Origin of the sequence: Thalassotalea euphylliae (assembly GCF_003390335.1) — a bacterium.
Taxonomy (GTDB): domain Bacteria; phylum Pseudomonadota; class Gammaproteobacteria; order Enterobacterales; family Alteromonadaceae; genus Thalassotalea_F; species Thalassotalea_F euphylliae_B.
This window is the reverse complement of the sequence record NZ_QUOU01000001.1, coordinates 3,419,148-3,440,696: the sequence shown is the minus strand read 5'-3', so window position 1 is coordinate 3,440,696 and position 21,549 is coordinate 3,419,148. Positions and strand designations below refer to the sequence as shown.

Genomic DNA, 21,549 nt, shown 5'->3' with positions numbered 1-21,549 from the left:
GTTGCTGGCTTTTTGTACGGAAAAGTAAGCGGGTTGTTAACGTTTTAGATGGCGCACTACCGCCAATTAATCAACTGCTTATCACTGGGCTAGTCGCACGAAAAACAGTGCGTATTTTTTGTGACCTTGAGTTTTTGTTTTTTCCTCTTTGTGCCATAAGGATAGCTCGGCAATGACACAATCTAATTTTCATTTTCTTAAAAGCATTGATTTGCAGCTTTATCGTATCGCCCTCGCCGCAGAGCGCAATTACCCTGACGATCCCAACACCACCATGTCAAAGCTGCGAATTTTTGCCGAAACCATGGCCAAAAAGCTCGCCAGAGCACTGAAAATTGAGCGTACTGAAACCCAGCTCGACATTATTCGCGAACTCGCTCGCGTGCCGGGTATTAGCGACGACATTATTCAAGTGTTCCACACCTTGCGAAAAGTTGGCAATAAAGCGGTTCACGAATACCACGACGACTTACCCGACGCGGCAATGACATTAAGGCTCGCCCATAAACTCGGTGGCTGGTATTACAAACTGGTCACGCAGCAGCTTGATTACCAATTACCTAAGTTCGTCCTGCCAAAAGGCGAACAAGGGGCGGTCATGGCAGCGGAAATTATTGAACTGAAAACCGAACTCGCCAAAGTCACCAGCCAACAGGCGACCAACGATGAAGCCTTAACCAAGCAGCAAAATACTGTGGTCAGCTTGCAAGGTTACATTGCCATTTTAGAAGCCAAGCAAGAAGAAACCCAATCGCAAGCACAGGCGCGTATTAAAGCGCTCGAAGCGGAATTAAAGGTTAAAGACCAAGAACTTGCCAGTAAAACTCAGGCAGAGCGCAAGGCGTATCACAAACAAGTGCGCGATACAGCGGCCAAGCAAAAGCTTAACTTATCTGAGCAAGAAACGCGTTTTCTTATCGACAGCCAATTGCGCAAAGCGGGTTGGGATGCCGACTCCAGCAAACTCACCTACAGCCAAGGCACACGCCCACAAATCGGGCGCAACATCGCCATTGCCGAATGGCCGACAGGTACTGACGAAACGGGCAAGCAAGGTTTTGCCGATTACGTCTTATTTGTCGGCTTAAAGCCACTGGCGGTGGTGGAAGCCAAAAAACACAATAAAGATGTGTGCGACAAGCTCAATGAAGCCTACCGCTATTCAAAAACCTTTGATGTTAAGGCTCTGCGTGAAACTATCACCCAGCGATACCCAGAATTAGACCAGGCACAAGTCAACGCAGCGCTGCCCAGCTATCAAGTAGAGTGGTCAGACACCTCAGGCGACACCTACAAAATTCCATTTTGTTTTTCTGCCAATGGCCGCGACTATCGCGCCGCGCAAAAAACCAAAAGTGGTATTTGGTATCGCGATGCCCGTGATGTCGGCAATATGCCCAAGGCACTGCCGGAATGGCACCGCCCTGAAGAGCTAGAGGCGAAACTGCGCAGCAACCATCAAAATAACAACACTTGGTTTAGCCAAAACCCCATTAGCGACGACCTAGGCTTGCGCTACTACCAAAAAGAAGCGATTGAAGCGGTTGAACAAGCCATTATCCGTGGTGAACAAGACATCTTGCTTGCCATGGCAACAGGTACAGGTAAAACCCGTACGGCCATTGCCATGATGTATCGCCTTATTCAGTCTGCCCGCTTTAAGCGCGTGCTGTTTTTGGTTGATCGCACTTCGCTGGGTAAACAAGCGCTCGACGCGTTTGAAGACACCATCATCAAGGGCGACTCGTTTAAAACCATTTACAACGTCAGCGACTTAACCGAACGTTTCCCTGACGACAGCACACAAATTCACGTTGCCACCGTACAATCACTGGTTAAGCGCACGCTACACAGCGATGAAGTGATGCCCGTGGGGCGCTACGACTGCATTATTGTTGACGAGGCGCATCGCGGTTACGTGCTCGACAAAGAGCAAACAGATGGGGAAGAAAAGTTCCGCAATTTAGACGACTTTATCTCAGCGTATCGCCGTATTATCGATCATTTTGACGCGGTGAAAATTGCCCTTACCGCGACGCCAGCGCTGCACACCGTTGATATTTTTGGCGGCACACAGCAACAGCCCGTGTACCGATACAGCTACCGCAAAGCGGTGATCGACGGTTACTTAGTTGACCAAGAACCGCCTGTTAAAATTATCACCAAATTATCGCGCGATGGCGTGGTCATGGGTGCTGGCAGCGAAGTCACCCGCCTTAGCCTGCAAGGGGAGCTGCAAAACGACCAACTTGCCGACGAGCAAAATTTTGAAGTGGCTGATTTTAACCGCAGCCTGATCGCCTCTAACTTTAACAAAGTGGTCTGTGAAGAGTTGGTCAATCATATTGACCCCACTAGCGAGCAAAAAACTCTAGTGTTCTGTGTTAACAACGCCCATGCTGATATTGTCGTTGACGAGCTGCGCACCGCCTTTAAAGCCAAATACCCTGCGCTTGAGCACAACGCCATTATCAAAATTACCGGTGATTCCGACAAAGACAGCAAAAAAGTGCAAACCCTGATCACCCGCTACAAAAAAGAGCGTTTGCCCAATATCGTGGTGACGGTTGATTTACTCACTACTGGTATCGACATTCCCAGTATTTGTAATCTGGTGTTTATGCGCAAAGTGCGCAGCCGTATTTTATACGAACAAATGAAAGGACGGGCAACGCGGCTATGTCCTGCTGTCGGCAAAACCAGCTTTAGAATTTTTGATGCGGTCAATTTGTACAGCACATTGCAAACGGTGGATACCATGCGCCCTGTGGTGGTGCGCCCGCAAGTGGATATCAGCACGCTAGTCAACGAAATTACGGCCGATGAGACTTACCACACCAAAGAAGCAGACGGGCGCAGCTTTGCCGAGCACAGCTTTGAGCAGCTGATCGCCAAACTGCAACGCATTACCAGCCATGCGCTAGCAAACCGCGATCGCTCCAAAGCGCTAGACAGCCAAATTAAACGCTTTGATGAAGTTTTACTGGATAAAGCCGGTTGTCAGTTTGCCGCACTTGCCAACACCTTAAAAACCAAAGGGGCAAAACAAACGGCGGAAATCATTCATCAATTGCCCAACTTTATCAATCGTATAGAGCAGCTGAAAACCAGCATTAACGAGTTGCGCGACATGCCAATTTTTACTGATATGCCCGATGAAGTGGTGCAGGTCACGCATGTTTGGGGCGATTATGAACAGCCGCAAGACTTTCTCGAATCGTTCGATCAACTGGTTGACACCTCCATCAACCAGCAGCAAGCGTTAGCCACTATCGTCAATCGCCCGCGCGACTTAACCCGTAAAGCGCTGCTGGAATTACAAGAGTGGTTTGACGCGCAAAATTTTGACGAATCTACCTTGCGCAAAGCATGGCAAGCCACTACCAACCAAGATATCGCCGCCCGCTTAATTGGTCATATTCGCCGCGCTGCCATTGGTGATGCACTGCTGCCGTTTGAGCAACGCGTCGACCAAGCCTTGGTAAAAATTCGCAACAGCAACCAGTGGAGCGATGCGCAAGATCGCTGGTTAGCGCGACTTGCCTCGTCAATTAAACAACAAGTGGTACTCGACGACACCACCTTTAAAACCGGTAATTACAAACGCAGTGGTGGCAAGGGTAAGCTCGATAAAGTATTTGAAGATGAATTATCCACCATACTCGCGCAATTTTACGAATACATATGGGATGAACCTGCGTAAGGGCGTACAATTGCGCCCATTAACTTCTCAGCATTAACTTTGAAGCAGTAGCTTTTAGAGTATTAACCGAATAAACAAACTAGCACTGCACCTTGTGATAACTGTTTAAGCACAGTTTAAGAAAAGTGTGCGAGCTGTGTGAGACCTTATGAACAATACCGATCTAGTCAATAAATTGTGGAAGCTGTGCGACGACCTGCGCGACGGCGGCGTATCGTACCAAAACTATGTTAACGAGCTCGCCTCACTGCTGTTTCTGAAGATGTGTGAAGAAACGGGGCAAGAGCACGACCTACTACCAGAAGACTACCGTTGGGGCGTGCTAAAAAGCAAGCTAGGGCAAGATCAACACGTTTACTACCGCAATATGCTAGTGCAACTGGGCAACGACGACCACGCGATTGTGCGCGCCATTTTCCAAAACGTAAACACTAGCATTACCCAGCCAGCGCAGCTTAATAAGCTGATCACCAATATGGACAAACTGCAATGGCTTGACGACGAGGGCGATGGCATCAGCAGTAAAACCCGTGACGACTTTGGCGATATGTACGAAGGCTTATTGCAAAAAAACGCCAACGAAACCAAATCAGGGGCAGGGCAATACTTTACGCCACGGGCGCTAATTAACACGATTGTTAAGCTGATCAAACCGCAGCCACGCGAAGTCATTCAAGACCCAGCCGCAGGTACGGCGGGCTTTTTAATTGAAGCCGACAAATACATTAAAGCTCACACCGACAACCTTGAGCTGCTTGATGATGACGATCAAGACTTTCAAATGAAAAGTGCCTTTGTTGGGCTAGAGCTGGTACCAGAAACGCGCCGCCTTGCGCTAATGAACTGCCTACTGCACGATATTGAAGGACATGAAATCCACGGCGCAATTCGCATCGGTAATACCTTAGGCGCAGCCGGTGAAAACTTACCTAAAGCCGACGTTATTCTGACTAACCCGCCGTTTGGCGCTGCGGCGGGTACCAATATTACCCGTACTTTTGTTTACCCAACCGCCAACAAACAGCTCTGTTTTATGCAGCATATTGTGGAAGCGCTTGAGCCGGGCGGCCGAGCGGCTGTGGTGATTCCTGATAACGTGTTATTTGAAGGTGGCGTTGGCACGGATATTCGCCGCGATTTAATGGACAAATGTAACCTGCACACCATATTGCGCCTACCTACGGGGATTTTCTATGCCGCTGGGGTTAAAACCAATGTCCTGTTTTTCCAAAAAGGCACGCCAGCAAACCCCAACCAAGATAAAAACTGCACCACCGACACTTGGGTCTACGATCTGCGCACCAATATGCAAACCTTTGGCAAACGCAGCCCGTTTAGCGAAAAACACCTACAAAGTTTTATTGAGGCATACGGCGAAGATCCCAATGGACAAAGTGAGCGGGTTGAGGGCGTATTTGATATTTTGGGCTGTACCTCTGAGGAGGTAGAAGAAAACAGCCTTGAGCGCAACAGCCCTGAGTACGTAAGTGAAAACGCTCGCTGGCGCAAATTCTCTCGCGCCCATATCGCCGAAAAAGGCGACGATCTCAATATTACGTGGCTTAAAGATAATTCCATTACCGATGCCGCATCGCTACCTGAACCCGATGTGCTAGCCACCGAAGCCATGACCGAACTAACCGAAGCCCTGCGCGAAATTAATCAATTAATGATGGAACTGGGCGCAACCGAGCAAGCGGAAGGGCAAGTGGCACTCTTGGCAGAAGAATTTGGTTTAGAAAAAACTGTGGTTAAGGGGCAGGAATAATGGCGCAACAAAACTCTAATGAAGTTCCATCTGGTTGGATAACTACCACCATTGGAGAAGTTTGCGATAAACCTGTTCAACGTAAGCCACAAGATGACGAAACTTTTCTATACGTTGATATAGCCAGTATTAATAGGAGCACTAAAAAAGTTGAAAAAGCTAGTGAAATATTAGGCAAAGACGCTCCAAGTCGAGCACGTAAGGTTGTCGACGAAGGAGATGTTATCGTTTCAATGACAAGGCCCAACCTGAATGCTGTAGCTAAAATTGATGAAAAGCTTTCTGGGCAGATTGCTTCAACTGGCTTCGATGTGCTCAAGCCTATCTTAATTGAGCCTGATTGGATCTTTTCAACAGTAAAGTCAGAGAAGTTTATTCAAGCTGTGTCAGGCATTACGCAAGGGGCTTTATATCCGGCATGTAAAGCTGCTGATATTAGGAATTTTGAATTTAGTTTACCTCCACTTCCTGAACAAAAACGTGTTGTTAACAAACTCGATAGCTTATTGGCGCAGGTGGATACCATTCAACAGCGACTGGATAGCTTACCGGCGATTATTAAACGCTTTCGTCAATCGGTACTTGCCGCTACGATATCTGGAGGTTTGACAGGGGCGAATGGCGAGACCCTATTATTACAAGATATTTCAGCACTCGTTACCAAAGGTGCTTCACCAAAATGGCAAGGTATAGACTATGTAGACGACGAAAATGCTACATTGTTTGTTACAAGTGAAAATGTCGGAAAAATGGAGCTACTTCTCGATAAAAAGAAATATGTGCAGGATGCATTCAACGATAAACAAAAGCGCTCCATTCTGCAGGAAAATGATGTCTTAACAAATATTGTTGGGGCTTCTATTGGAAGATCCGTACTTTGGGACAAGGCTTGTAAAGCTAATATTAATCAGGCCGTTTGTGTTATTCGACTTAATATGGATATATGTGTTCCCAAATTTATCTCTTATTTTCTTAATAGCCCCGAAGGCATTAAACAGCTACTAAAGAATAAGGTTGATGTGGCAAGAGCTAATGTTAGTCTAAAAAATATTAACGAGTTGAAGGTGTTCCTCCCCAATAAGGACGAACAAACCGAAATTGTCCGTCTGGTTGATCAATACTTTGCCTTAGCCGATACTTTGGAAAAACACCTTGCCAATGCTAAAGCACGGGTCGATAACCTCACCCAATCCATTTTAGCCAAAGCGTTTCGCGGCGAATTAGTGCCGCAAGACCCAAGCGACGAGCCTGCCGAGCAGTTATTGGCACGTATTAAGGCCGCGCGTGCTGAGGCAGAAAAACTGGCAAAAGCGGCGAAAGCGAGCGCGAGAAAGGCCGCCAAATCGACCGTTAAAACGACCGCTAAAAAAACGAAGGGCAGTACTATTTCATCAGGTTAAATGTCATAAGGATAACTGTGCCCATGAGACTTCAATTTTCGGCGAGTAATGCGCTTAATAAATGGTTAGAGCAAGACTTACCTCGGCTGCCTGTACCGCAAGGAAAAAAGCAAGCAGGGGTAAATACTTTAACGTCAGATCAGGCGACCATGCGCTGGCAGGTGCACATTATTGACAACCAGTATCCATCCCAAGAAAAAACGATCATTGCCTGTGAAGCGAATAGTCGGTTTATCACTTTTATTCCTGTACCTGCCTTTAGCTTGTGGTTACTTGAAGATATCACTGAGCTGCTCGCCGAAAAATGGCACCTGATGTTGGCCACTACTTTAGAGAGCTATCAATTAATCCCGCGCAGTGATATCGCTGTGCTGTTAGCTGCGTTAGACAATATTTACTTTGATATCCTATGGGTAAAGAACACTGACCTCAGCATTAATGGGCATATTAGCGATGCGGGTCTTTGGGTTGAGCAAATGATTCGCGAGCAAAAGGTAAGGTCATTGTCGCCAGCGCAGTTGGCAGAGCTGGCCATTTATCTAAATACCTCAGTTAAACGCGCTACCAATAAGACCACTGGACGCAAAGACAGGTTTATTCCCATTGAACGCTTGTTAGCTTACTGCGAAACAATCACGAGGATAAAGCTATCGCACAAAGTAGAATTCAACGCTGGGAAGTCAATGTCCGACAAGTGGGATAATGCCAAGCCAGCCGACCCCGCCACAACCGACTCTGCAATAACCGACAATGTTATCGACCTTAATGCCTTTCGGCGCAGTATGTTGGGTAAATCGTAACGCCTAATTAGTAAGCGGCGCAGTTAACAAGAAATAACGGTTTTGCATTGGTCAGCACAGTACACTAACTTAGTAAGTCGTGACTTTTGGCAAGAAAGTTACGTTTTTTATTAAGGTAAGGCTTCATCAAGGTAAGGTTGCAATAAAGTCAGTCTTCAATTTACCTCAATAAGCTAAGCGATATTTTGCCTTGCATCAAACGACTCAAGTGAAGACCTTTATAGGCTTTATCGTTATCAACAAGCGGGTATTACTCGCAAAATAGCGAGTCATTCAACGCCATTAAAACAAGGAGTGATGTAAATAAAGTGATAAGGAACATCGGCAAGCTGATGCAAGGCAACCCAGTGAGTGGTGCGGAGCCTAACAGCTCAATTTACGCTCAAAGTAACCCCCAAATAAGCCCAAAGTATCCCCATTACCCGAACCATAAACTCAAGGACGGCGAGCCAGGTATTCATTTCCTGAATGAGCTGTAGCTAGGATAAGGCATGTCTAAACATCAAATTACTAAACTCGATACGATCACGCGTACGCGCTTGTCAGCAAACTTTTTTCTGCGCGATTTTTTATTTTCTGAAACCGCCGTATTGCACGGCGTTAATAATATCCCCGACGACATTGAACTGGCTATTGCCGCTGGCAGCCAGTTATGTGAGCAAGTGCTAGAGCCGATTCAACAGGCTTGGGGGCGCATTCATATTCGCTCTGCCTTTCGAAGCTGTGAAGTGAACCAGCTCGGCAACACGTTAGGCGCGAATTGCGCCAGCAATGAAAGCAATTATGCCAGCCATATTTGGGATCGCCGCGACGCGGCAGGCTTTATGGGCGCTACCGCCTGTATTGTCATCCCTGCTTATTTAGATTATTACCAAAAAACAGGCGATTGGGCGTCACTGGCTTGGTGGGTTCACGCCAATATTCCCGCCTACCAGCATATGTTTTTCTTCCCTAGCTTATGTGCCTTTAATATTTCATGGCATGAAAATCAAAATGCTCCGCAAACTATAAGCAGTTACGTTATCGACCCGAATACAGGGCATAAAAAACGCATTTTAACCGCAGGCGTCGCAAGCGAATATTATCAAAAAATACCACTGGCGCAGCGTTATGCGGCATGTGAAACGTTATTAAGCAAAATGGAGCCTTAATTGTGGCAAATAACAATCTTAAATTTTTATTTGAAGGCAATGTTTATCCTCAAAATCGACTGGTACTTGCAGTTATCAAGGCTTATGTAAAAGGCAATAAGCCTACGCTGGCACAATTAAGTCAGGCTTTTCCGACTGAGTTACGCGGTGGCAAAAAGATATTTGATACTGAGCGAGCAATAACCGAACGAAAGGAAAACTCGACCGATAAACAAGAGCGCTATTTTAGTAAAGAAGATGAAGCATTATTAATTGAAGGCGTGAAAATATTGGTTTGCAATCAATGGCAAGAATCAGATACCAGAAAATTTGTTGCACATGCAAGACAGTTCCATTTTAACATTGATGAAATTGCAAGCGAATCAGAGTCAAACAAGCCAGAGTTTAGCGATGAGCAATTGATTAAACAATTTATGGCAATTGACGCCTTTGCCAGTGTTTATCACCACTGGAGTGAATCAGTGACAGCTGTTTTTGTTGACTTGATGCGATACGCAAATCAGTGCGGGTTAGATATTTTTGATGTGAAATCCGATTACGCTATTCGCATCGGTCGAAAAGAGAAAGCCGCGGCTAAAGGCAAGCCGCTATACGGTTTAAGGCTAACGCAACAAAAAATTTGGATAGAGCGAAACACGCCAGTTCAAGAGTTAACCACGGAATTGCTCGCTGAGCTTAAATCATCAGGTGCTTTGGTTGAGTTCAATAAAAAGTACAAGGTTTCAAGAGCGCCACATTGGCCAACAGATTATCACAAGCAAGCAGTGAATATTTGGAAGTTATCTCATGGGTACAAAGATATAACAGGCGAGCAGTCAGCTTGGCTCGACGAGAATCAATATTTGACACTACACGAGGACACTAAAAAGTCGCAGGGAAAACAGTTTGGAGGAGAACTGCGTGTTGGTGATGTCGTTAACTTGTCAAGAAGCGGAGACATTAAGGCGCTTGTTAGGGTTACCAGTGATGCACAATCCATTGAGGATGCGCCATTCCCAAATGATTGGTTATTGAGAAAGTATGAAATTATAAAGTGGCTTCCTAAAACTGTCGCGTACAAGGGTGAAAAAAAAGGCTGGACGCCTAGTTATAATGGCACATTTTATAAAGTACGAAAAAAGGAGGTTAACTTATTTGAGCAGTGGATACTTAAACCTTATTACCAACTCTCTCTGGATGATTTAGGTATTGACTCCCCCGAGCCTCAACAAGATAACTTAGACATAGTTGAAGATGATATTGCAGCACTGATGACAAATACGCCACTAAACCAAATTTTATACGGCCCGCCGGGTACGGGTAAAACTTATCACACCATCGAAGCGGCGGTAAAAGCCGCAGAGCCACTTGAATACGAAGCGATTGTAAGTGATTTTGAAGATCTGACAAGCAGTGAACGAAGAGCACAGCTGCAAGCCCTTTATAACGAGTTGGTTAAAGATGGCCGTATTCGTTTTGTCACCTTCCACCAAAGTTATGGCTACGAGGATTTTGTCACCGGGGTAACGGCAAGAACGCAAGGCGACCAAATTGCCTATTATGAAAAAGACGGCGTGTTTAAGGCGATTTGTGATGATGCTAAGGAGTATCATAAAGCCAGTAAAACTAAGAGTGGCGACTCTTTTATTGCTTGCTGGCAGGCATTTATAGACGAGTTCAATGCAGTTGAAACGGGTATTGATATTGAAACCGTTAGTGGCAGGTCATCAATATATGTGCACAGTGTTGAAGATGACATTATAAGGTTTGATAAGAGAGGCGGTAAGTCGGTTCACTCGATGAATATCAAAACCTTGAAGGCTATTTTTAACGGTGAGCGAGTATTCAAAGGGGGATTAGAGCCATACTATGCGGCCATGATCAAGTACATAAAGTCGCTGACAATTAATTCGCCAGACACGCGTGTTGAGCGCAAAAACTATGTACTTGTGATTGATGAAATCAACCGAGGCAATATCTCGAAAATTTTTGGCGAGCTGATCACCTTAATCGAGCCGTCTAAGCGTTTGGGCGCTAGCGAAGCGTTATCTGTTGTTCTGCCGAGCTCAGGCGAAACATTCTTCGTACCGGACAACCTTTATCTTATCGGCACCATGAATACGGCCGATAGATCATTAGCCATGATGGATACCGCGCTGCGTCGTCGCTTTGACTTTATTGAAATGATGCCAAAGCCTGAGCTACTAGCAGGCAAGCGAGTCAAAGGGATTGATTTACAAGCCTTGTTAAGCGCGTTAAATGAGCGCATCGAAGTGCTGTACGACCGTGAGCATACGCTGGGGCATGCTTTCTTTATGCCCGTTGTCAGCAAGTTAGCTGACGATGACAGTGCTGAGGGTGAACAGGCCGCTTTTGCCGTGTTACAGCAGGTCTTTAAAAATAAAGTGCTACCGCTGTTAGAGGAGTACTTCTTTGAAGACTGGCACAAAATTCGTTTAGTACTTGGCGATAATCGAAAGCATAAAGAAAACCACAAAAAGTATATTTTTGTCCATGACAAAAAAACGACATTTAGTGATATTTTCGGTAATGAACATGGCTTAGAAACCTACGAAGATAGCAAAACCACCTACACCATTGCTGACTTTGATGATGAAAATGCCGCTTGGCATCAGGTACTAGCGTATCAAGCGATTTACGACACCAAGGTGCTATCTCGGGTTAAGCCAAGCGCCCAAGAGGATAAAACCAATACGGCTGATATGAGCGCGCAGTCCGTCGAAAAAGAGGTGCCAGCCCAAGCTGAAATAGCAGGGGCTTAACCATGCATTTAGTTCAACAGCAAGCAAGGGTTAAACAGCAAGCAAGGGTGTTTGAATTTGGTTATCTGGGCAATGGTGATGACAACGAATATGGCGCTCAAGTAAAGGCTGCTAATAAGATCACCGCTATTTCTGGGCGCGCTTATGAGTACCTAAAAAACTTGTGCTTGTGTGACAAATCCGAAAGCCGCTTTTTGCGGCTGAGGCAAGTTGAGCATTGTGAAGTGTTACAGGTAAAAAACTACGCTGGTGTGGTGTTTACGCCGGATGGCACGCAAATAGAAGTACTGCCTAAAATTGCCAAAAAAAGTGATGTAAGTCTCACCGAGGAGGCTCGCGCGAAACGTGCACGAGACGCTTTGCTTAATATGCTAAAAACACTGAAAGGCTTTCGTCATATTAAAACGCAAAGCGCAAACTTGGCTAAGCAGAAGATGCCCTTGCTGGAAGTATTTATTGCGCAGTTTCTCTCGTCGGTAAATGAGTTAATCAAACGCGGTTTGCGCAGTGATTACGTGCAACAAGAAGACAACCTCGCTTTCTTAAAAGGTAAGTTGTTGGTGGCAAAGCAGTTGCAGCACAACTTTGTTAACAAGCATCAGTTTTATGTGGCATACGACGAGTACGTGCACAATCGGCCGGTCAACCGATTAATTCATAGCGCCTTAAAAAAGGTGGCTGGCTACTCGCGCAGCGCGGCTAACCAGAAATTGTTACAAGAGCTGTTATTTGCGTTTGCGGACATTCCCCTGAGTAAAAATATTAAAAACGACTTTGCCAGCGTTAGGTTAGATCGCGGGATGAATTACTACGAGGCACCGCTTGCTTGGGCAAGGTTGGTGCTGGAAGGCTTCTCGCCATTGACCATGCAAGGGAAAAGTAGTGGCTTTTCCTTGTTATTCCCGATGGAGGCCGTGTTTGAAAGCTATGTCGCCAGCGTATTAGCCAAACAGTTACGGCCAACACTTAGCCTAAAAACACAGGCAAGTGCGCAGTATTTAGTGAAACACAAGGGGAAAAAACGTTTTCAACTGCGGCCTGATTTATTAATTGAGGAAAACGGGACGAACATTTGCGTGCTTGATACCAAATGGAAGCTGGTTGACGCGGGTGGTGAAGCGTCAATGTACGGGTTATCGCAAAGCGATTTTTATCAAATGTTTGCATACGGGCATAAATACTTGAAAGGTGAGGGGGAATTGATACTGATTTACCCAAGCCATGATAAGTTTCAAAAACCGATATCGCAGAGTTTTAACTTTGACGAGCAAGCCACGTTAAAACTCTGGGTAGTGCCTTTTGATATTTCGGCGGATATCCATCGCGATACTTCTGCTGCTATTTCGGATGCTAATTCCGCGAGTAATAGGCTTAAATTACCCAAGGAGTTAAGCCGCCTGCTAACCGCCGAATCAGCCTAATGCTCGCTGGTCGTGAGGGATTTTTGCTCGGTACTTTTGTTAGGTACTTTTTTAGGTATTTGGGTTAGCTACTTTTTTTAGGTACTTTTGTTAGATATGGGCTCAGCAAGTTTGTTAAGGTGTGGTGTTGTGCGTGTATGCATTTTGTTTGAGATCAAGTTAAGCGTTGAGATGAAAGTAAGGAGAAACCTTTGTCGTCAAAATTAAGGTTAGTGTGGTCAGCTGTTGTCGCCTTTGTCTTTTATTTTGCGTGGGCGTATTGGGCAAATAATATTGACGGTATTGAGCGCGCTACGGTATTGCGAGCGGCCTTAGTGCAAGCAAGCTTTAGTGCCTCTGTCACGCTAGTGTTCACCTTAGTGCTGGAAAAAGCCGTGGCGAGATTTGGCGGCAATTGCTTTTCTTTGGTGTTTATTGTCCCTGTGCTGTGCTCGGTACACTCGAAAACCCGTCATAATCTGGCGATTCTGAACACTTTTAATGAAGCGCTCGATACCGCAGCGACACACCTTAAAGGTAAATGTGTTACTGGCAGTATACTCGCGCCTTTGGTGCCGCTGTCGGTGCAAGCCTGCTTAGTGATTCTGGTGAATGTGGTTAATCAAACACCCAATTTATGGCTTACCGTCGCACCGAGTATCTTTTTTAGTGCAATTTATGGCTACAGCTACACTTTTACTTTGTTAAAACAGCGGTAGGCGCTAGCTGTTGTGGCTTATGTGTCTTATACCAATTGAATTAATTAATTGATCAATTCAGAGCGCTGTCAGCGGTGGGAGAACAAGCCAAATTTTTGTTGATATAGTTATTCTACATCTCATAAATTTGGTGCAGTTATCGCGACGCTGACACGCTCCCAAAGGGCGAGTTTAAAAGGCTCATATGCTGCGTTATTGATTTTGCTTTCCATGCAAAAAAAGGGAATAACCATTCTCTGCAATCAATGCCTTGCCTACATGGATGTAGGTACTTAGGTTATACATGGAGCATATAACCTGTGCCTCTAAGCCTTTTAATTCTCGCTGAATGATTAAGTAGTTATTTCAATTGGTATTATGTGATTGCACGCTTTCAAGGTAATTCGTTGCGATTGCGCAGTTAGGCGTTAACTCGCAAATTTATCATTAATATCTATACTGATTTTTACACTCGGAGCGGCAGGCTAGAAGTGCGGTAGTTACCGCGGCTTCGTTATCCATTACTTCACACAAGTAGAGTCCGTTATGAGCCAATTATCATCACACCTTGATCGATTGATGCGCGTTGGTGGTCATTTTCTCACAGGTTTCGAGCTTAACAAGCCTGTTGGAGATTGGCGTGCCAAGGCAGTGAATATCCCGGAAGACGTAGAAGCTGTCCAGTTATTACTGGAATACGCGGCAAGTGTCAGCAAGTGTCAGGAAGTTGATCCCGGCGGCGTGGATGGCAAAATTTCACGAACGACAGGGCGCTCTGGCACCGTAAGAGCGATTCGTGCGTTTCAAAAAACACTGATGAGTAAGCCTGACGGGCGGGTCGACCCTAACGGCGCAACGCATAACAAACTGCGAGAACAAGTCACTGGTGCTAGCTTTGTCGCATCGGCAAAGGCGAGCATGTCGTCAATCAACTTATCTGATGGCATGCCTTCATGGCTAAGAAGCGTGAATGTTTTTTCTGCCAGTGCTGCTCCTGACTGGCTTGATATTGCTGAGGATGAATTAGGCGAGGCCGAAATTCCCGGCCGGGCAAAAAATGCCCGCATTGGTGAATATCACGCAACTGTGTTGGGTAAGGTTAGAGACGAAGATGATCCTTGGTGTGCCAGTTTTGTGAACTGGGTGCTGGAAAAAGCTGGTTATACCGGGGCGGATTCTGCTTGGTCACATCATTGGAAAAACTGGGGCGATGGCATATCAAAACCCGCCGTGGGGGCGGTTGCCTTTATTGATTGGGGAAAAGTGTACCCGAACAAACCAAAGAAACAGGGCCGAGGGCATGTTGGTTTTGTCGTTGGACAAACCCCAAATGGCCGCATTGTGTTACTTGGTGGTAATCAATCGAATGCGGTTAAATACGCTCAATTCGGCCGAGCCAAGATAGCGGCATATCGAGTACCCAAGGGCTATGAAGTTGATCCCAGCTTGTATGCGTTACCGACACTTAACGTCGATAAGGGAGCCGGTGGCTTTAACGCTACCCGCTAAGATGATGGAGACTTGCCAGAAGCCCTGTTATTGGTTGGTTATTTCCTGCGTAGTTAGCTTGATGCTGTTTGGATGCGAGCAATATGCGACTGCCAAAAATGAACGCGAGCAATTAGCTGAGCCTGCGGCTTCGCCACTTGAAAACACTTGGCAACGCTATGTTAATGAGGTAGATGGCGATAAGCAATTCGTTGAGATTATGCGCAAAAACGATAACTTGATTGCGGTCAGGCTGGCGCTAAGTGGCGCTTGTTCACTCAATGAGTTAGGCGATGCTGAACTGGCGACAGCGGGAGACCTGGATATTATGGAAGATCCAAGTGGTGAATCAATCCCCGTTGAAACCTATGTACTTTCTGGTCGTGGCGATTGTTACTTTAACCTCTACCTCGAAGATCAGGGGCGTTATGTGTGGGTGAGCGGTGGTTGCGACCAGTCATGCTACTTTAATTTACAACCTATGCGACGAGAGTAATGCAGACAACCGCGAAGTTACCATGAAGTGAAACCGAATTGCTTGGTGTCGTCGGCGTTAGACCGCTCAGCTGAGACACTGCAAAACGCGGCTAGTTTATTAAAACTTACGGCTAATCCATATCCATAAGGTACAGTTAGCCGTAATGTGGGAACAGATCGCTGGTATTGTTTTGTAACTGATGCACTGAGTACAAATATTCGCGCAGTGCCCGATTACCTTGTTGGCTCATATCATCTAACTCAAAGGCAACTGTGCCAGGAGCGATGTAACGATTGAAGCGTCCTTGCAGTGGAATTTTGGGCTGCTTTGGAATTTTCAGAAAAATATCTTCAAGCTCTGTCGGCAATTCCGTTTCAGGGTTTATCGCCTGTAAAGATAAGCCTGAGAAAGAAATATCACGCAATTTATAAGGTAAAGGTTGACCCGTGTGGTCGAGCAATATTAATTCTTGCTTGGGAATTAACCGCCATGATCTGTCGTGTGCGCCTTTTTCGAATATTTGCGGAGGCGCAAAGGCCATTGACTCGATACCTTGTGGGTCAGTATTAAATTCGATGGGGAAAAATAGCCGATGATTACCGTACTGCGCAACAACGCCGACATTGTCTGCGTTACTAAAATGTTTGAAGAAACTTAGCTCTGCGCCACTGACAAATACTTCGGAAGCTTGCACCATGCTGCTTAGGTTGTCTGTGGGCTCGTGCTCTAGGCCAGCGATAAAGTCCAGCTCTTGCTGGCTCACCGCTTTACTGTAATTTGCGTTATCCATAACTCATCCTTGTAACTTAATGCATAACGTCCTGTTGCTGAGTACAGCGTTTAGCTCAGCTGTGCAGTTTAGAGTTATACACTTTGGCTTGGTACTTGGTTGCAACATCATAACGAGGGCTTCTGTTAGCGATTTACTGACTAAATTAACGACCGACTTTGCTACTGGCCGTTTTCGACCGACCTTTCTATCGACTTTTCCATCGGGTAAATTAGTTAATACAGATTTTGCGTGTATTTAGTTCACATTGCTTCGTTGTGCAGCGTTGCGTGAACGCAGGTTTTCGTGAGGAAAATATGCCTTTTTATCCAAATGTCGATCCCCTGAGTTGCAAATACATTCCCTGTAATTTTGCAATTACCTTTATCTTGCATCATAAAACCATTTAAAACAATGGGTTAGTTTTTCATTGGCCATTGCAGCAAATTACTGGGGTACGTAGCACCTGCTGGCAGGCAATCACTAACGTAAAAGTGATAGCGGGCAAGGGGGAAGAAAAGTTTTTGCCCCACGGTAATGGGGCAAGTATTTGATTAATGTAATTTACACGCTTCGCTGACTGGCAAGCTCGTTTCTGACAATTTCAGCGCCTTTACTGAGTGCGCTGAGTTTGGCATTGGCAACATGGCGAGCCAGCGGTGCCATGCCGCAGTTAGTGCAAGGGTAGAGTTTGTCGGCGTCAACGTATTGCAGCGCGTTGCGCAGGGTTTCGGCGACTTCTTCTGGGGTTTCAATGGTGTCGGTGGCCACGTCAATCGCGCCAACCATCACCTTTTTCCCGCGGATCAGGGCTAACACCTCAAGTGGAACGCGGCCGTTGTGACATTCGAGCGAAATAATGTCGATATTCGATTGCTGTAAACTTGGCAATGTTGATTCATACTGTCGCCATTCGCGACCTAAGGTTTTTTTCCAATCGGTATTGGCTTTAATGCCGTAGCCATAGCAAATATGTATCGCCGTTTCGCATTTTAGCCCTGCTATTGCCCGCTCTAAGCACTTAATCCCCCAGGTGTTTACTTCGTCAAAAAATACGTTAAACGCAGGTTCGTCAAACTGAATAATATCAACACCGGCTGCTTCGAGTTCTTTGGCTTCTTCGTTGAGTACTTTGGCAAATTCCCATGCGAGCTTTTCACGACTTTGGTAGTGCGCATCAAACAGGGTATCAACCATAGTCATGGGGCCAGGCAATGCCCATTTGATCGGCTGCTTGGTTTGTGCGCGCAAAAACTGAGCATCTTTGACGAATACCGGTTTTGTGCGGCTAATTGGGCCAACGACTGTTGGCACACTGGCGTCGTAGCGGTTGCGAATGCGCACGGTTTTGCGTTGCTCAAAATCGACGCCGCTCAAATGTTCGATAAAGGTCGTGACAAAGTGCTGACGTGTTTGTTCGCCATCGCTAACAATATCAATGCCTGCACTTTGCTGCTCTTGCAGGGTAACGCGCAGTGCATCTTGCTTGCCACTGGCTAATACTTCACCGTCGAGCCTCCAAGGTGACCAGAGTTTTTCTGGCTCGGCTAGCCAAGCGGGTTTAGGCAAGCTGCCTGCTGTTGAGGTGGGGAGTAATCTTGTCATTGGGAATATGGCCTGTTTTATTAATGCTTTTTAGTCGATTGTTTGCGTAAATTTGGGCGCAAGGATTACATGGCGTAATTGGCTGCCCAGTGCTCTAGTACGGTTTGGTAGGGCTGGATAAAGTGCTGTTGGGCGAACTTACCTTGTTCAATCGCCAGTCGGCTACGCTCTTCGCGGTCGTATACCACTTGCGTGAGCGAGTGGTCTGGATTATTTAAATTGGGCTGGTAGCGCTGACCGGCGACTGCATTGGCATTGTAAATTTCAGGGCGGTAAATTTTCTGGAACGTTGCCATCGTACTAATGGTGCTGATCAACTCAAGGTTGGTGTAATCGTTGAGTAAGTCGCCAAAGAAATAAAAGGCAAATGGCGCAACGCTGTTAGGCGGCATAAAGTAGCGCACTTGCAAGCCCATTTTTTGAAAGTACTGCTCAGTTAATGATGGCTCATTCGGTTCGTACTCGACGCCGAGAATAGGGTGCTGGTTTTCTGTGCGTTGGTAGGTTTTATTGTCAGACACACTCAAGCAAATAACCGGCTTTTTGTGAAAGTGCTGCTGGTAGGTGGCAGAATTGACAAAATTTTGAAACAGCTTGCCGTGCAGGTCACCAAAGTTATTGGGCACACTAAATTGTCTTTGGTCTTTGTTGTGGTCCAGCAGTAATACACTGAAATCGTAGTCGCGTACGTACGATGAAAAATTATTACCGACAATACCTTCGCTGCGCTGACCTGTTTTGCTATCCAAAATGCTGGTTTTTAAGATTTCAATCGACGGAAACGCATCGCCTAGGTGCTCAGAGTTGCTTTGTACCTTCATCTCCACAGAAATAATTTCAAGCTCTACGCGGTAACGGTCACCCGTTGGGTTGTCCCAATTGGCTAGGGCATTAAAATTGTTATCAATCATTTTTAAGGCGTTGCGCAAGTTGGTTTGGCGGTGGCTGCCGCGCGCCAAGTTAGCAAAATTAGTGGTTAAACGGGTGCTGTCTGCCGGTTGGTAATTTTCGTCGAAGCGAATGCGCTTGATGGTGTAATTAAAGTCTGTGGTCATGATGATTTACTGCCTGTTGGCTGAACTTGTGAGTACTGACTGGTTTTATACTGGCGTTGACTGCTGAATAAAAATGAAGAGATTTCATGAAAAGATGAGCAGTTTTCATTATGCCCATTGAGTGGGGGCTAGCGGCTATTATCGCTAGCAGTTCGTCTAAAACTGTTCGAATTAACAACAATTTAACGAATGCGCCTACAACTGCACAAGAACTGTGCTAAGCTATGCGACTTTATTTCTCGACCTTAATTTTTTTACCGTTTCTGTGGTGGTTGCCGACTGAGAAAGGCAGGTTTATACACGTTACTCAGCATCTGTGGTGGTTAGTGACCTAGTGCATGCGAATAGCGGTTAAACAATTAAGCGTTGGTTTTCTTCTGTAACTAGCGTTTAGCGCTAAGGTGTTAATTCATGATGAAACTCAATTCATCGAAGCTTAATCGTGCCGTGTTTATTCCGGCCACCGTTGTTATTGCTTTACTCCTGTCCTTTAGTTTGATCTGGCCAAGTGTGGCCAAAGCAACGTTTTCGGCGGTGCAGTCAGGTATTACTGTCAATGGCAGTTGGTACTATGTGCTTGCGGTCGGCATTATTTTAGGGTTTGTGGTTTATTTGGGGATGTCTCGCTTTGGCGACATCAAACTAGGACCCGATCACTCAACACCCGATTACAGCATGACCACTTGGCTGTCGATGCTATTTGCCGCCGGTATGGGCATAGGTTTAATGTTCTTTGGTGTGGCTGAGCCACTAATGCACTATCTCTCGCCGCCAACTGCTGAAAAAGAATCACTGGATGCGATTCGCGATGCGATGAAAATTACCTTCTTTCACTGGGGATTTCACGCTTGGGCCATATACGCCATCGTGGCGTTAATTTTGGCGTACTTTTCTTATCGCCAAGGCTTGCCACTGACATTGCGCTCTGCACTTTATCCGATTATTGGTGATAAAATTTACGGCTGGCAAGGGCATGTTGTTGATGTCTTTGCGGTTGTTGGCACTGTGTTTGGTGTCGCTACATCGCTAGGGCTTGGCGCCAGTCAAGTTAACGCTGGTTTAAATTACTTGTTCGAAATTGACGTGTCACAGCTCAACCAAATGTTGATCATGATCGCGATTGTTTCGCTGGCATCGGTTTCCGTGGTCACTGGCCTGGACAAGGGCATTAAAATTCTATCAGAAGTGAATATGGGCTTGGCCGTTATGCTCTTGCTACTGATTTTTGTGCTGGGGCCAACGGTATTTTTATTGCAAGCCTATGTGCAAAACTTTGGTGGCTACTTGTCTGATATTGTCTCGAATACTTTCAACTTGTTTGCCTATGAGAAAAAAGAGTGGATAGGCGGCTGGACGATTTTCTACTGGGGCTGGTGGCTTGCTTGGGCGCCGTTCGTTGGTTTGTTTATTGCGCGTATTTCCAAAGGCCGAACCATTAGAGAGTTCGTGCTCGGTGTACTTATCGTACCGACAATGTTCACGCTTTTATGGATGACTATTTTCGGCAATTCTGCGATTTCACAAGTTGTTGACGATGGCTTTGTACGCTTGGCGCAAATGGTGGGTGAAAACACCTCCGTTAGCCTGTTTGTCTTTTTAGAGTCTATGCCGTGGTCAACCGCCTTAACGGGCTTGTCAATTCTGATGATCGTGATTTTCTTTGTCACCTCATGCGATTCTGGCGCCATGGTCATTGACATGTTGTGTTCAAACGGCAATAACGACACCCCCGTGTGGCAGCGTTTGTTCTGGGCGGTTTGCGTTGGCCTAGTGGCAATAGCCTTGAGTTATGCTGGTGGGCTTGAAGCCTTGCAAACCATGACGATTGCCAGTGCGTTGCCGTTTTCACTAGTGCTGCTCGCTGCCTGTATTGGTTTAGTGCGCGCGCTGAGAGTTGAGTCGGCTAAACGTGACAGTATGCAGCTGAACGTGTCGATGACTAATGCTTACGACAACACAGATAACTGGCAAGAAAAGCTCGATAATATTTTATCGACACCGACTAAGCAAAATGCTGATGTGTTTATTAAGCGCCGTGTGAGCAAAGCGTTCAATCAAATAAAGCGCCAATTTGAGGCCAATGATATTGACGTTGAAGTAGAAGCCACCACCGCAGGCTTGCAATTAAAAGTGTATCACGGCGATGAGCATGACTTTGTCTATGCCGTTAAAAAGAGTAAGCACTTGCAGCCGGAATTTAGCAGTGACAACGAAAGTGATTCTGATACTTACTATCGCGCCGAAGTTCACTTAGTGGAAGGTGGTCAGGATTACGACATAATGGGTTGGTCTGAAGCGGCAGTGCTCAATGATATTGTCGATCAATATCAAAAGCATTTGCACTTTTTGCACTTAATACGCGATTAAACCGACTGATTAAGTCTACATCGCTTGAAAGCTCAAGCGGCCAATTTACTCAGTAAATTGGCCGCTTTTTCGTTAGTCGAATAAGTGTGATTATCTCAATGAGAC

At 45.9% G+C, this 21,549-nt stretch carries 14 protein-coding genes; 11 read left to right on the top strand and 3 right to left on the bottom strand.

Annotated elements, in window-relative coordinates; translation table 11 throughout:
* Positions 1-172 precede the first annotated feature (172 nt).
* From hsdR to DXX93_RS15045, 10 genes are all read left to right on the top strand, one after another.
* Complete coding sequence (gene hsdR, locus DXX93_RS15090; protein WP_116008820.1) at positions 173-3,703, top strand: type I restriction-modification system endonuclease; 3,531 nt, start codon at positions 173-175, stop codon at positions 3,701-3,703.
* Between the two features lie 148 nt (positions 3,704-3,851).
* Entirely contained in the window at positions 3,852-5,471 is a 1,620-nt protein-coding gene (locus DXX93_RS15085; RefSeq protein ID WP_116008819.1) for an N-6 DNA methylase, read from the top strand.
* Complete coding sequence (locus DXX93_RS15080) at positions 5,471-6,871, top strand: restriction endonuclease subunit S (protein ID WP_116008818.1); 1,401 nt, start codon at positions 5,471-5,473, stop codon at positions 6,869-6,871. The genes DXX93_RS15085 and DXX93_RS15080 overlap by 1 nt, the downstream gene beginning before the upstream one ends.
* Before the next feature lie 23 nt (positions 6,872-6,894).
* Positions 6,895-7,671 carry an amino acid adenylation gene (locus tag DXX93_RS15075; RefSeq protein WP_181902236.1) on the top strand — a complete coding sequence of 259 codons (777 nt, stop codon included), beginning with the start codon at positions 6,895-6,897 and terminating at the stop codon, positions 7,669-7,671.
* A 491-nt stretch (positions 7,672-8,162) separates the two neighbouring features.
* Entirely contained in the window at positions 8,163-8,822 is a 660-nt protein-coding gene (locus DXX93_RS15070; RefSeq protein WP_220347574.1) for a peptidase M15, read from the top strand.
* Between the two features lie 2 nt (positions 8,823-8,824).
* Positions 8,825-11,584: an McrB family protein gene (locus tag DXX93_RS21020; protein ID WP_258872681.1), complete on the top strand. Its 2,760-nt coding sequence runs from the start codon at positions 8,825-8,827 to the stop codon at positions 11,582-11,584.
* A 2-nt stretch (positions 11,585-11,586) separates the two neighbouring features.
* Complete coding sequence (locus tag DXX93_RS15060) at positions 11,587-13,005, top strand: McrC family protein (protein ID WP_116008817.1); 1,419 nt, start codon at positions 11,587-11,589, stop codon at positions 13,003-13,005.
* 191 nt (positions 13,006-13,196) lie between these two features.
* Positions 13,197-13,703: a hypothetical protein gene (locus DXX93_RS15055; RefSeq protein ID WP_181902235.1), complete on the top strand. Its 507-nt coding sequence runs from the start codon at positions 13,197-13,199 to the stop codon at positions 13,701-13,703.
* Positions 13,704-14,228: 525 nt separating this feature from the next.
* Positions 14,229-15,191: an NlpC/P60 family protein gene (locus DXX93_RS15050; RefSeq protein WP_116008816.1), complete on the top strand. Its 963-nt coding sequence runs from the start codon at positions 14,229-14,231 to the stop codon at positions 15,189-15,191.
* Between the two features lie 61 nt (positions 15,192-15,252).
* The gene (locus DXX93_RS15045) at positions 15,253-15,666 is read left to right on the top strand and encodes a hypothetical protein (RefSeq protein WP_116008815.1); all 414 of its coding nucleotides are present in this window, start codon (positions 15,253-15,255) and stop codon (positions 15,664-15,666) included.
* 136 nt (positions 15,667-15,802) lie between these two features.
* Here DXX93_RS15045 and DXX93_RS15040 read toward each other — a convergent pair whose 3' ends face one another.
* The 3 genes from DXX93_RS15040 to DXX93_RS15030 all read right to left on the bottom strand — a co-directional run bounded on the left by DXX93_RS15040 (position 15,803) and on the right by DXX93_RS15030 (position 19,077).
* Positions 15,803-16,438: a PilZ domain-containing protein gene (locus tag DXX93_RS15040; protein WP_116008814.1), complete on the bottom strand. Its 636-nt coding sequence runs from the start codon at positions 16,436-16,438 to the stop codon at positions 15,803-15,805.
* Between the two features lie 543 nt (positions 16,439-16,981).
* Complete coding sequence (locus tag DXX93_RS15035; protein WP_116008813.1) at positions 16,982-18,022, bottom strand: methionine synthase; 1,041 nt, start codon at positions 18,020-18,022, stop codon at positions 16,982-16,984.
* A 65-nt stretch (positions 18,023-18,087) separates the two neighbouring features.
* Positions 18,088-19,077 carry a DUF1852 domain-containing protein gene (locus DXX93_RS15030; RefSeq protein WP_116008812.1) on the bottom strand — a complete coding sequence of 330 codons (990 nt, stop codon included), beginning with the start codon at positions 19,075-19,077 and terminating at the stop codon, positions 18,088-18,090.
* A 411-nt stretch (positions 19,078-19,488) separates the two neighbouring features.
* On the opposite strand from DXX93_RS15030, the gene DXX93_RS15025 reads away from it, so the two are divergent.
* Entirely contained in the window at positions 19,489-21,444 is a 1,956-nt protein-coding gene (locus DXX93_RS15025; RefSeq protein ID WP_116008811.1) for a BCCT family transporter, read from the top strand.
* The last annotated feature ends 105 nt before the right edge of the window (positions 21,445-21,549 follow it).